At 70.9% G+C, this 12151-nt stretch carries 11 protein-coding genes; 9 read left to right on the top strand and 2 right to left on the bottom strand.

Translation table 11 applies throughout. The features are described from left to right. The first annotated feature begins 3 nt into the window (after window positions 1–3). From DER29_RS31160 to DER29_RS31190, 8 genes are all read left to right on the top strand, one after another. Entirely contained in the window at window positions 4–594 is a 591-nt protein-coding gene (locus tag DER29_RS31160) for a MauE/DoxX family redox-associated membrane protein (RefSeq protein WP_121401193.1), read from the top strand. Further along, window positions 591–1136, top strand: a complete 546-nt coding sequence (locus tag DER29_RS31165; RefSeq protein ID WP_199729624.1) for a hypothetical protein — start codon at window positions 591–593, stop codon at window positions 1134–1136. The genes DER29_RS31160 and DER29_RS31165 overlap by 4 nt, the downstream gene beginning before the upstream one ends. Next, window positions 1133–2068 carry a peptidoglycan-binding protein gene (locus DER29_RS31170; protein WP_121401194.1) on the top strand — a complete coding sequence of 312 codons (936 nt, stop codon included), beginning with the start codon at window positions 1133–1135 and terminating at the stop codon, window positions 2066–2068. The genes DER29_RS31165 and DER29_RS31170 overlap by 4 nt, the downstream gene beginning before the upstream one ends. After that, window positions 2065–2238, top strand: coding sequence for a hypothetical protein (locus DER29_RS34965; protein ID WP_199729625.1), 174 nt, complete (start codon window positions 2065–2067; stop codon window positions 2236–2238). The genes DER29_RS31170 and DER29_RS34965 overlap by 4 nt, the downstream gene beginning before the upstream one ends. A gap of 87 nt (window positions 2239–2325) precedes the next feature. Beyond that, entirely contained in the window at window positions 2326–2823 is a 498-nt protein-coding gene (locus DER29_RS31175; RefSeq protein WP_199729626.1) for a hypothetical protein, read from the top strand. A gap of 296 nt (window positions 2824–3119) precedes the next feature. Next, window positions 3120–3434, top strand: a complete 315-nt coding sequence (locus DER29_RS31180) for a hypothetical protein (RefSeq protein WP_121401195.1) — start codon at window positions 3120–3122, stop codon at window positions 3432–3434. A gap of 107 nt (window positions 3435–3541) precedes the next feature. Then, on the top strand, window positions 3542–5113 hold the full coding sequence (locus DER29_RS31185; protein ID WP_121401196.1) for a nucleotidyl transferase AbiEii/AbiGii toxin family protein: 1572 nt from the start codon (window positions 3542–3544) through the stop codon (window positions 5111–5113). Between the two features lie 120 nt (window positions 5114–5233). Then, window positions 5234–5791, top strand: a complete 558-nt coding sequence (locus tag DER29_RS31190) for a hypothetical protein (protein WP_121401197.1) — start codon at window positions 5234–5236, stop codon at window positions 5789–5791. Window positions 5792–5955: 164 nt separating this feature from the next. On the opposite strand, the gene DER29_RS31195 is transcribed toward DER29_RS31190, so the two are convergent. After that, window positions 5956–6783 carry an SDR family oxidoreductase gene (locus DER29_RS31195; protein WP_121401198.1) on the bottom strand — a complete coding sequence of 276 codons (828 nt, stop codon included), beginning with the start codon at window positions 6781–6783 and terminating at the stop codon, window positions 5956–5958. A 445-nt stretch (window positions 6784–7228) separates the two neighbouring features. Between DER29_RS31195 and DER29_RS31200 the strand changes: the two genes are divergently transcribed. After that, window positions 7229–8407, top strand: a complete 1179-nt coding sequence (locus tag DER29_RS31200) for an acetyl-CoA carboxylase biotin carboxylase subunit family protein (protein ID WP_158619121.1) — start codon at window positions 7229–7231, stop codon at window positions 8405–8407. 15 nt (window positions 8408–8422) lie between these two features. Here the strand turns inward: DER29_RS31200 and DER29_RS31205 are convergent, their stop codons facing one another. Further along, window positions 8423–11854 (bottom strand): non-ribosomal peptide synthetase, encoded by a 3432-nt coding sequence (locus tag DER29_RS31205; RefSeq protein ID WP_121401200.1) that lies wholly within the window; start codon window positions 11852–11854, stop codon window positions 8423–8425. Between the last annotated feature and the right edge of the window lie 297 nt (window positions 11855–12151).

The raw sequence follows: 12151 nt of genomic DNA on the forward strand, positions 1-12151 counted from the left end.
GGGATGTCCGGACTGCTGGCCGGCGTGGCCACGTACACCGTCCTGTTCACCCTGCTCGTCAGCACCGCCGAGCACCTGTCACGGCCGGCGGCGCTCGCCGAGGCCCTGGCCGCGCACCGGGTGCTTCCGGCTCCGGGCGCGGTCGCCGCCATCGCCATCGCCGGCGAAGGCCTGCTCGCCGGCGCCGGGATCGTGGCGCTGCTCCACCCCGCCGGCGAGGGCCTGCTCGCCGCCGTCCTCGTCGGCAGCGTCGCGCTGCTCGCCCTGTACGCCGGCTACGGCCTGTACGTGAGGTCGACCGGGCGCGCCGGCTCGTGCGGATGCTCCCGGGTGGAACTGCCGATGACCGGCTGGGTGGTGGCGCGGGCGGCGGTCCTCGCCGGGCTGGCACTGGTCGCGCTGCTCCTGTCCGGCTCGATCATCCCGGCGGATCGCGCCGACGCCCCACTGGCCGTCGTGCTGCTGGCCTCCGCCACGTTCACCGTGCTGCTGTGGCACCTGCCCGCCGCGATGTACGAGCCGGCGACGGCGACAGCCCGGCGGCCCACGACCCGCCGGTCCATCGGCACGACAGAGGGAGGCCTGCCCGGATGAGCTTCCAGACCAGCGCACTGATCCTGAGCTGGATCGCGATACTCCTGCTGGCGTTCACGGTCTCGGGCCTGGTACGCCAGGTGCACGCGCTGTCGAGCGGGGCGGTCCAGCGCCGTCCCGAGTCGGTCGGTCTGCGGCCGGGCGCACCAGCCCCCGAATTCGCCCGGCTGGCACCGGCGGCACCGGCGGTTCCGCTGGTGCTGCTCTTTTTGGAACCCGACTGCGGGACGTGCACCGAGGTGCTGGCCGAGGCGAGCGAACACGTCCGCCCCGGCCTGGAGTTCCGGGTCCTCTACCGGGAGGACCCGCCGGCGCGGGCCGCGGAGCTGCCGATCACCGTGCTCGGCGGACAGGCGGAGCTGTTCGAGCGCTACGACGCCCTCGCCACCCCGTTCGCCACCGTCGTCGACCGGGCCGGGCGGGTGCTGCGCGCCGAGCCGCTCGGCTCCCGCGCGGCACTGCACCGCCTGCTCGACGAAGTCGACAGCCCACCCGGCGACCCCGCACCGGCGGTCGCCACGAATCAGGGAGATCGGGCATGACCGGTATCGACACCGTGCCCTGGCTGCGCGGAGACGACCCGGGCACCGGGCCCGCCGTCCGGCGGGTGCCGGTCCAGCCGGGCGGCCGGAGGCGCGCCGGGTGGGAGATGTCGCGGCGCACCCTGCTCCGGGCGGGCACCGCGGTGGGGATGGCCGCGCTCAGTGTGTTCCCGGCGGCCCGCCGCGCGTACGCCGACGGCTACACCATCTATGCCGGGTGCCCGACGTACGCCAGCGACCACAACTGCTCGCCGGGGTGCGGCCCGAGCACGATCTTCGCCGACTCCTGCAACACCAGCGGGACGTACACCGGATTCCACAAGAACGACGGCGTCACCTGGATCCTGCGGCCGAACCAGTGCTACGGCGGCACCTACGACGGCTGGCTGTGGGCCTACAACGGGGCGTGCGGCGCCTGCGCCTGCTCGGTCGAACGCCGGTGCCACGACGGGTACAAGAAGACCAGCTCCGGCTGGGTGAAGTCGATCTGCCGCTGGAACACCAAGTGCGGATGCCTGGGCGCGGCCAGCTGGCCCACCACCCGGCGGAGCAACACGGGGGTCAACGTCTACACGGTGCAGCACCTGTTGACCGCCCGCGGGCACGCGACCGACATCGACGGGATCTTCGGTGCCGACACCGAGGCGAAGGTGAAGAGCTTCCAGACGGCGGCCGGCCTCGGGGCCACCGGTGTCGTCGACGCGACCACCTGGCCGAAGCTCGTGACCACGGTCCGCTCCGGGAACAGCGGCCAGGTCGTCAGCGCCGCGCAGCGCCAGCTGAACAGGCGCGGCTACGCGCTGGTGGTCGACGGGTCCTTCGGCCCGGCGACGGACAGCGCGGCGCGCGACTTCCAGCGGCAGAACGGGCTGACGGTCGACGGGGTGATCGGGGTCAACTCCTGGCGGACGCTGACCGGCGCCGCCGTATGACCCGGACGCTGCCGGGGCACGCCCGGGCGGCACTGCGCCGGGTCGGCGACCCCCTCGTACCCCTCGTGCTGCTCGCCGTCGGTGCGCTCGCCGCCGCCGCGTACGGACACGTGCTCACCTGGGCGATGATCGGAGGGCTCGCGGGTTACACGCTCTCCGGCTCCGTTTGAACGCACAACAGCGCGCACGCGCTGGCCTCGCCCGGGTGGCGGGATCGAGATCGGCAGGGCGTCGTCCTCAGCCTGTTCGTCGTAGGGTTGATCGCCGGTGGCCTGCTCAGCGGGTTGGTGCTGGGGTTGCTCTCCGGCCTGTCCGCGCCCCTGCCCGTCCCGTGGCGGCACGCGGGCATCGTGGCGGTGGCGGTGCTGGGGCTGCTCCGCGAGGTGGGCCTGGTGCCGATCCGGCTGCCGCAGAACGCCCGGCAGGTGCCGCAGGACGTGCTTCAGCGCAGCCTGCGGCGCGGGGCGCTGCAGTTCGGCTTCGAGATGGGCACCGGGGTCCGCACCTACGTCTCGGCGAGTGCTCCGTACGTGCTGGCGGTCGCCCTGCTCCTCGGCGGTCAGCGCCTGCACGTCGCGATGCTCGCCGGGATCGGCTTCGGTGTCGGACGCGCGATGACCCCGCTGGCCCGCCGCGCCGCCGGCACCGGCTACAGGTGGGACGCCGACCTGCGGGTACGGATCCGCACGATCACCGTCACGGCGGGCGTCGTGCTCGTGGCCGCCCTCAGCCTGCTGGCCGTGCGGCAGTTCTGAACGGGCGCGACGATCGGTGGTCAGGAAGCCCGGCCACCGCCCGACGTCGAGACAGGGATTCTGCTCGCCGGTGAGAGATTCCGCTGTCAGTTGGCCGGCTGATCGGTTCCCCGCTGGCCGGTCGCTCTTTGGCCTGCCCTCATGCAGTCCGTCGCAGAGCTGTGCGAGTCGTTCATCATCCGCTGTTTCGGGCCGTTCGCATGGACGGCCTGGGCGACATCCGCCGTGATCGTGGCCGTTATCGCTGTCGACCGCGCCCCACTGCACACGTTCGGAGACTGGGGTGGCTGGCCCTCGTGGTCGCCGCAGCCACGGTCGTGCCGCTGATGTTGGTTCTGTCCATGCACAGCCTGGCACTCGCCCGAATCGGACGGTTCCTGGCCCTCCTGGCATTGATCGCAGCCGTTGCTGCTCTGTTGTGGTTCTTCGGCTTGCAGGTGCTGGACTGGTACGAGGCGGAAGACTCGGGATTTCACGGCTTCCCTGAGCGTGCTCCCGGGTTCTTGATCTTCACCGCTGCCCCCGGGCTCGGACTGGCCCTGCTGGCTGGCCGTCTGGAGCATGTGCGTCGGGTGGCCCGGACGGGGCGGAGGCTGAGGCCGGGTGACTAATGCGTGCCTAGGCGGGACGATGGCACCCCACGGATCTCATCCGAGGGAACTCGGAGTTCGCGAGAATCGCGTTTCCCGGCCCGGTGGCCGCGCCGTAGACTTCGCCGGTGTCTGAGGTGTCGGGGGACTTTGAGATCCACATCACGGCTCATGCTCACCAGGCCGAGAAGCTGTCGGCTTTCGCCGCCCGGCATGGTCTGAGGTTCGTCCACATCGTGCTCGACCGTGGCGCGTACGTCTCTCAACCGATGCTCACCCTGACCGGTCGAGGCACCCTGGCCGAACAGCACGCGACGGCGCAGCATTGGCAACGCGAACTGCGCGAGGCAGGGGTGTATCCCTGCCGTTCGAAGATCGAGGCGGCACCCTGGTGCGTCTGGATACCGCAGTCGGATGAGCAGGCGGCGGCCGAGCCGGTTGGCCGGTATTTCGAGCATCACGTCAAACTGCTGCTACCCGCTACGGCGGTGGCCGATCTGGTGGCCCTCACCGACCTGGTCGCACCGCACGGGGCGCGGCTGTCGCGCAACGCCCGCCGGGAGTTGACCGACGGCGCGCAGGAGCGGTTCGTCAACCAGCGCTGTCACGGTGTCGGGCTCACCACGGCCAGGCAGCGGCTGGACGAACTCGTCGAGACCCTCCGCGCCGCGGACCACGAACCCGTGGCGATGGAGCAGGAGTACGTCGTCTTCGACAGCGACCTCCACCACGACCAGGGCTGGCTCGACTCGCCCACTGCGGTCGCGAGCGGGTGGGACCTGGAGCACGAGAACCGGATGAGGTCCGCGCCAGCGGGCTCCCCGGACTATCCGCCGACCTACCGGCCGCTACCCGCCAGTCCGACCGTCCGCCAGCGGGCGGCGTTCGATCCCGCCCTCAAACAGTATCCGAACGCCTACCGGGCGGGCGAGCCCGACTTCCTCGTGGCGGCCACCGACCGGCTGTGGACCAACGCCCGACGCGCCGCCATGCGTCACGTCCTGGCCGCCGTCGCCGCAACCACCTGGGGTCGGCATCTGGTCCTGCGCGGCAGTGTCACCATGGCGGCCTGGGTCGGCGCCGCCGCCCGCGAGCCGGGCGACCTCGACTTCGTCGTCACCCCGCACACCATCACCAGCGACAGCACCGATGCCCGTGTGCTGCTCGACGACATCAAGACCGCGGTCCGCACCGCACCCGGCGCCGGCCTGCGACCAGACCGGATCACCGAGTCCGCCATCTGGACGTACGAACGCGCCGACGGGCGCCGCCTCGTCATCCCGTTCACCACACCGCAGGCACCGGACGGCCACGTGCAGGTCGACGTTGTCTTCGGTGAAAGGCTGCCCCTACCACCAGAGGTGTTGATACTGCCCGACGTCGACGAGCCGCTACTGGCCGCGCCCGCCTCGCTGGCGCTGGCGTGGAAGCTGTTGTGGCTTGCCACCGACATGTACCCGCAAGGCAAGGACCTCTACGACGCGGTCCTGCTCGCCGAACACACCACCGTCGACCAGGCCCTCGTCCGTCAGCTCATGCGACCGGAACTCGGCGCCGAAGCCGACGGCTTCACGGCGGAGACCGTGCTGTCCTGGCAGGTCGACTGGACCAACTTCACCGACGAGTGCCCCGGAATCACGGGCACCGCCGAGCAGTGGGCCAGGCGGCTGGCGCTGGCACTCGACCACGCCTGGGGCTGACCCAGTCCGGACGGTTTCCCGTCGGCGGCTGTTCACGGCTGCGGTGGTGTCGGGGGCGGGGCCCGGCTCGTTCACAGGGTGAGCATCCCACTTCGAGGAGGCCCCGAGGTGCGACACCCCATGCTGTACGCCGTGCCGGCCGTGCTCGTCCTGGCGGCCACCGCTGCCCCCACACTGCCCGGCATCGCGGCCCCAGCGCAGATGGTGGCCGCCTCGCCGTCACCCGACACGTCGTACTGGCCGCACCAGAGCGACCTGATGGACGCGGCCACGCGGGTGGAGGAGATCGCCCGCCAGCGCTGGGCTCACGCGTTCGGCGGGGTGGGGTTGGATGTGCCCGGCAACGTGCTGCTCGTGCATGGTGTACCCGGCGATCGGGGGTTCGCCGAAGCGGTGCGGGCTCTCGTGCCCCGTACCCGCGTGCGCCTGGTCGACGCCGTGCACACGCAGGCTCAACTCGACCACTGGAAGACGGTCATCGCCGCCGACACCCGTTACTGGGAGCGGCGCGGGATCATCATCAACAGTGTCGGCCCGGACATCGGCCGGTGCGTCACCGTCGGTGTCGAGGGCGATGCGGACGAAGCCCGGCCGGTGCTGGTTGACCACTACCCGGATGTCACGCTGTGCGTAGTGCAGGGGGGCCGGGCGGTGTTTCTCGACCTACCCGATGGTTGACCCTTCACCGTCCGTCTTCGCCCTGCCTGGTGGCGCCGAGTTCCCGTCCTGCGAGCCGAGCTACTCCGGCATCTGTACCACTTGCGATGCTCCGTTCTCCGCTGCGCCACGTCACCGCACTGCCGGTGCCTGGCGCGACTGCTCGCCGGCACGAGTCCGGGCGCTCACGCCAGGATGTGATGGCCCGCCTTGACGACCTGGTCGTACTCATTGCGCCGGGCGTCGTAGGCGGCCTTCAGGAACTTCTCCGAGTCCGGTCCCACCGGCAGCCGTAGCGGCGGCGACTCCATCTGGCCGAGCCGCCAGACCACGTCCGCGAAGAGTTCGGGGGAGTTCACCTCGATCCAGGTGTTCATGCTGCGCAGCGCGCCGAGCATGCCGTCGCTGACCGGCGTGTAGTCCGCGATCCGGTGTTCCGGCATGACCAGGTTGGCGCTGTAACCGGTGGCGAAGCCGCCCGGCTGCAGGATGGTGACCTTCACCCCGAGGTGCCCGGCCTCGGCGGCCAGCGACTCGGCCGCTCCCTCCATCGCGAACTTGCTCGCCGTGTACGCGGCCATCCCGGGGATGGGGACCACACCGGTGACCGAGCTGACGAAGACCGCGTGCCCGCAGCGCTGCGCCCGCCACACCGGCAGTACGGCCCGGGTGAGCCGCCAAGGCCCGAAGACGTTGGTGTCGAACTGCGCGGCGAGTTCCGCGTCGGTGACCTCCTCGAGGGTGCCGAACTGGCCGTAGGCGGCGTTGTTGACCAGGACGTCGACACCGCCGAAGGCGTCCACCGCCCGCTCGACCGCCGCCACGCACTGCGCCGGATCCCGTACGTCCAGCGCGGCGGCCACCACGTTGCCCGGATGCTGGGCCACCAGTTCGCCGAGGGTCTCCGGCCGTCGGGCCGTCGCCACCACCTGTTCCCCCTCGGCGGCGAGCCGGGCCGCGAGGGCCCGACCGAGTCCGCTCGAACACCCCGTGATCAACCAACGCTTCGCCATCGCTCTCCCACCCAGTCCGAAGGGTTTCCTACCGACCGCACAGTGTCAGAATCGCTGGTGATGGTGAAGGGATTTTGGCTGTCGCCAACCGGATTCGTCGGGAACCCGGCGCACCGCCGGCCGCTGACCGAGGGGCGACGGCTCGGGACCCCTGCCGCCCCGCGATTACCGCTACCATCGGGCAGGTCCTGTCTCGCCCCCGTGCCCAGCGCGGACGGTCGGGCACGTGGTCGGTCCGTTCGGGCTCGGCGTATCGGGCGTTGCGCTTTCTGCGCCCGGGTGGCGGCGGCGCGGAACGTCGAGGTCGGGCCGTTCAGGCGACGCCGGCGTCCGTCCCCGCCTGCGGTCGGGGCGCCCGTCGAACCCGGGGCCGAAGGTTGGAGGAGCCGGCCAGATGAGTCTTCCGACGTGCCTCATCGTCTACGACAGAGGCTCGGCCAGTGCGGTGACCGTCCTGTCGGCCGCGCGCGACGTCTGTGATGTCGTGTTCCTGCGGATGAGGCACGAGGACGCGGCAGGTTCGGACATGTGGGTGATCCCCGAGAACGTTCGCGTCGTCGATGCTGTCGGACTGTCCGAGGACGAGATCTGCGACCTGGCTGCGAGCCTGAGCCCGGACGGGGTGGCCGCGTTCAACGACACCTGGCTGCACCTGGCTGCCCGCATCGCCCAGCGCTGCGGGCTGTCGTTCCACAGCCCGGCGACCGTGCCCGCCCTGACCGACAAGTTCCTGCAGCGCACGCTGCTGAACGCGGCGGCGGTGCCCTCGCCGCAGGCGCGGCTGGTGAGTACGGTCGACGATGCGGTCGTCGCCCTCGCCGAGATCGGACTGCCGGCGGTGCTGAAGCCGCGCAACGGTGCCGGCAGTGTGGACACCGCCCGCATCGAGTCGCTGGAGCGGTGCCGCGGCTACGTGGCCGAGTTCGTGGCACGTGGCACCGGCGACTTCGTCCTGGAAGAGCTGCTGACCGGAGACCCGTCGGTCGCTGGGGAATGCTGGGGTGACTACGTCTCGGTCGAATCCGTGGTGCAGGGCGAGGACGTCCAGACCGTCTGCGTGACCTCCAAGCTCCCGCTCGCGCCGCCGTTCCGTGAGACAGGGCACGTGCTTCCCTGCACGCTGTCGGAGCGCGACCAGGCAGCCGTGGCCGAGGTCGCCAGTGCCGCACTGCGGGCGCTGGGGGTCCGGCACGGCGTGACGCACACCGAGGTCAAGCTGACCCCGGCCGGCCCTAGCGTGATCGAAGTGAACGGCCGGATGGGCGGCTACGTTCCGGTGCTGCTCCGCCGAGCGTCCGGCTTCGACCTCGTGCGGACCGTGCTGCGGCTCGCGACAGGCGAGCCGGTGACGGTGCCCACCCTGGTGTGGAAGCGCATGGAGTTCGCCTACCTGCTGGCACCGCCGGTCGAAGCGAAGACCCTGGTGTCCTGGAACGACGTGCGGCCCCGCGACGTCGGCGGTATCCGCAGCATCGAGTTGCGCTCGAAGCCGGGCCGGGCGCTGGACTGGCGCGACGGCACCGCCAACAGCATCGGTCTGGTGCACGGTACGGCGACGACGCACGAGGCGGTCCTGGCGTCTCTGGCCGAGCTGAACGAGCGCTTGAACGTCGTCTACCGCTGAGCGTGCGGCGCGTCGCTAGCCTCCGGTGCGCGCCTGCCGTTTGCGGCGCACCTGCTGCTGCCGGCGCAGGCGGGCGCGCTGCGCCTCGTCGTGGTCCGCTGCCACGCCGGGCTCATCGGCGGCCCCACCGGCCAGGTGCGCCGCGAAGTTGCGTACCGTCGGAAAGCGGAACAGGTCGACGATGCGCGCCTGGGGCGCGGCCTGCGCACGCACCTCACTGAGCAGGCGGACCACCAGCAGGGAGTTGCCGCCGGAGCGGAAGAAGTCGTCGGTCACCCCGATGCGCTCGTCGCCCAACACCCGGCGCCAGGCCGCCAGCAGTGCCTCTTCGAGGTCGCCGTCCGCCGTGACCGGCTCGGACCCGACGGCGCGTGCCTCGATCCTGGGCAGCGCCTTGCGGTCGAGTTTCCCGTTGGGAGAGACCGGCAGCGCGGGGATGGTGGCGACCAGGCCGGGGATCATCTGGGGCGGCAGCGTGCGCGCCAGCTCGACCCGCAGCCATTCCTCGTCCACCGCTGCGCCGTCGGCGGTGACGCAGTGGGCGGCGAGGCGGCTCTGGTCGCCGTCGGTCTGCACGACCACGGCGCAGTCCTGCAGACCGGGCAGAGCGGCCACCGCCCGCTCGATCTCCTCCAGCTCGATCCGGTGGCCGTTGAGCTTGACCTGGTTGTCGAAGCGACCGACCAGTTCGATCGTGCCGTCGGGCGTCATCCGCGCGAGGTCGCCGGTGCGGTAGACGGTGGCTCCGTCGTCGAGGTGCGGCGCCGAGACGAAGCGTCGCGCGGTCAGTTCCGGGTCCCCGACATAGCCCTGGCTGACCCCCGCGCCGCCGATGACGAGCTCGCCGAACATGCCGACGGGCACCGGACGCAGGAAGGCATCGACGATGTGCACCGTGGTGTTGGCGACCGGCCTGCCCACCAGCGGCGGCCCGGAGTCGAGCTGCCAGGCGGTGGACCATACCGTGGTCTCGGTCGGACCGTACATGTTCAGCACCCTGGGAATGCCGAGCTCGCGCAGCGTGGTGGCAAGCGCCGGGTCCAGCGGCTCACCGCCGACCAGCAGGGTGTGCAGCCGGGCGAGGGCCCGGGGTCCGCCGGGCATCCGCAGCACCGTACGGACGAACGTGGGTGTCGCCTGCAGCGCGTTGACCCCGGCGGTCTCGATCAGGTCGGGGACCTTGACCGGCTCGGTGTCGGCTTCCGCCAACCGGTGCAGCGTCTCCATGCTCTCGCCGAGGACGACGTGGACACCGCGGCTGAGGGTCCACAGCAGTTCGAGCACCGCGATGTCGAAGGTGACGTTGGTGACCGCGAGCCATACCGGCCGTGGCGGAAGCGGGACCGTTTCGTCCATCGCCGCGAAGAAGTTGGTCAGGTTGCGCTGTGCGATGCGGACGCCCTTCGGCACGCCGGTCGAGCCCGAGGTGAAGATGACGTATGCGGTGCTGTCCGCCGGGACCTCGGGAAGAGTGCTCAGCGGCGGGTGACCGGTGAGTTCGGTCAGCGGCAGGACCCGGCCGTCGAACGGCGGTGACGGCACGGCGGGGTGTTCGACGATCAGCGCGGCGCATTCGGCGATGGCCAGGCTGGCCGCCGACCGAGGCTGCGGTGCCGCGCCGTCGAGAGGCACGTACGCCATGCCGGCGCTGAGCACGCCGAGCAGGGTCGCGACGAGATCGGTGGATCGGGGGACCAGGACGCCGACGCGGTCGCCGGGGCGTAGCCCCGCCGCGACGAGACCGGCCGTGATGGCCTGGGCCCGTTCGGCCAGCGCGGCGCTGGTGAGGGTGTGGCCGCGAAAGGTCACCGCGGGTGCGGTGGGGTCGGCGTGCAGCTGGGCCAGGATCTGCCGGTGCACCGGAAGGGCGGGCAGCTCCCGGGCGGTGGCGGCGTTCCATCGGGCCACGTGGGCGAGGTCTTCGGCGCCGGCCAGCACCAGGTCACCGAGGCTGGCGTCGGGGTCGGCCGCCATCAGCCGGACCACGCGCGCGAACCAGTCCACCAGGCGCGACATGTCGGACTTGGCGAACATCTCGCTGTTGTAGACGAGGAAGCCCGTGCCCAGATCGCCGTCCTCGCGCAACTTGAACATGATGTCGTACTGCGTCGCGTAGACCGGCGCGACGGCCTGCCCGGTCTCCAGGCCCGTCAGCGACAGCCCGGTCTCGGGGTAGCTCTGCAGGATGAAGATGGCCTGGAACAGCGGCGAGTGCGAGACGCTGCGATCCGGCGCGACCGCCTGGACCACCTGGTCGAAGGGGAGATCCTGGTGGGCGAAGGCGTCGAAGACGCTGCGGCGGACCGCGGCGAGGTACTCGCGGACCGTCTGCTGCGGATCGGGCCGCATCCGTACCGTGATCGAGTTGAAGAACAGGCCGAGGGTGTTCTCCAGCACGGGGTAGGGCCGACTGGCCAGCGGGCTGCCGATCGCGAGGTCGTCAGCGCGGGTCATCCGTGACAGCAGCAGGCCGTACGCCGCGACCAGGGCGCCGTAGAGGGTGGTGCCGCACTCGGCGCACAGCTCCCGCAGCCGCTTCATCAGCTCCGCGTCGTAGGTGAACACCAGCGCGTCACCGCGGTAGCTCTGCACCGCGGCCCGGGGCCGGCCGGGCATCAGCTCCAGCGCCGCCGGCAACTGCGCCAACTGGCCGCGCCAGAACTCGCGCTGCTGTGCGGCCACTTCGCCGGTGATCCACTGCCGCTCCCACGCGGCGAAGTCGGCGTACTGCACCGGCAGGTCGGGCAGGTCCGGCTCGCGGCCCTCGACGGCGGCGGAGTACAGCTCCGAGATCTCCTTGCGGATGATGCCCGCCGACCAGCCGTCGGAGATGACGTGGTGCTGGGTGATGACGAGGATCCAGTCCGTGGCGCCGGTGCGGATGAGGTCGAAGCGGATGAGCGGGGCCCGCGACAGGTCGAAGCGGGTCGCGACGATGTCGTACAGCAGTTGCCGGACCGTCTCGTCGGCGGCTTCCCGCAGGTCGTGCTCGGTGTACGCGGGGCGTCCCGCCGGGTCCGGCACCTGGAACAGGTCGTCGCCGTCCTCCACGAGCGCGCTGCGCAGGATCTCGTGCCGGGCCGTGATGGTCTCGACGGCAAGCCGCATCGCGTCGGTGTCGAGCGGACCGGTGATGGTGCGCGCCATGTACATGTTGTAGATCGGCACGTCGGTCGCGAGTTGCTCGATCAGCCAGAGGCGCCGCTGCGCGTAGGAGGCCGGCAGCGGTCGGGTGCGGTCGACCGGGACGATGCGGACACTGCGGCGCCGCTCTTCGTGCTCCTGCTCGCGAACGAACTGCAGCACCTCGTCGCGGTGCGCGGCGAGGCGGGCTCGCAGCGGCTCGGTGAGCCGCTCGCGCGGGCCGGTTATCCGCAGCTTGTCACCCTGTGCGGAAAGGCGCATGCCCAGGCCCGCGAGTTCGGACAGCAGGTCGATAAGTGCCATCAGGTTCGGTCTCCTTTGCCTGTTGTGCGCGCAACAAGACCGGCCGTGGTAGCGCAGGCGTCACCGGTAATACGCTTGCTATTCAATTGACTTCGCAAAATTCGACGCACGCCCCTCCGGCAGAGCGCGATGCCGCTGCGGATTTGCCGCCCGGGGCAGTCGGCGATTCCGTCATTCAGCATGCGACTTTGACGTGAATCGCTTCCGGCCAAGCTATCGGTGGAATCGTGGACGATCAACCGGTGTGAAACAACTCACACTGTATTGAAAGACGTGCTTCAATCGCCCAATACTTCG

The sequence above is a fragment of the Micromonospora sp. M71_S20 genome (assembly GCF_003664255.1).
GTDB lineage: Bacteria > Actinomycetota > Actinomycetes > Mycobacteriales > Micromonosporaceae > Micromonospora.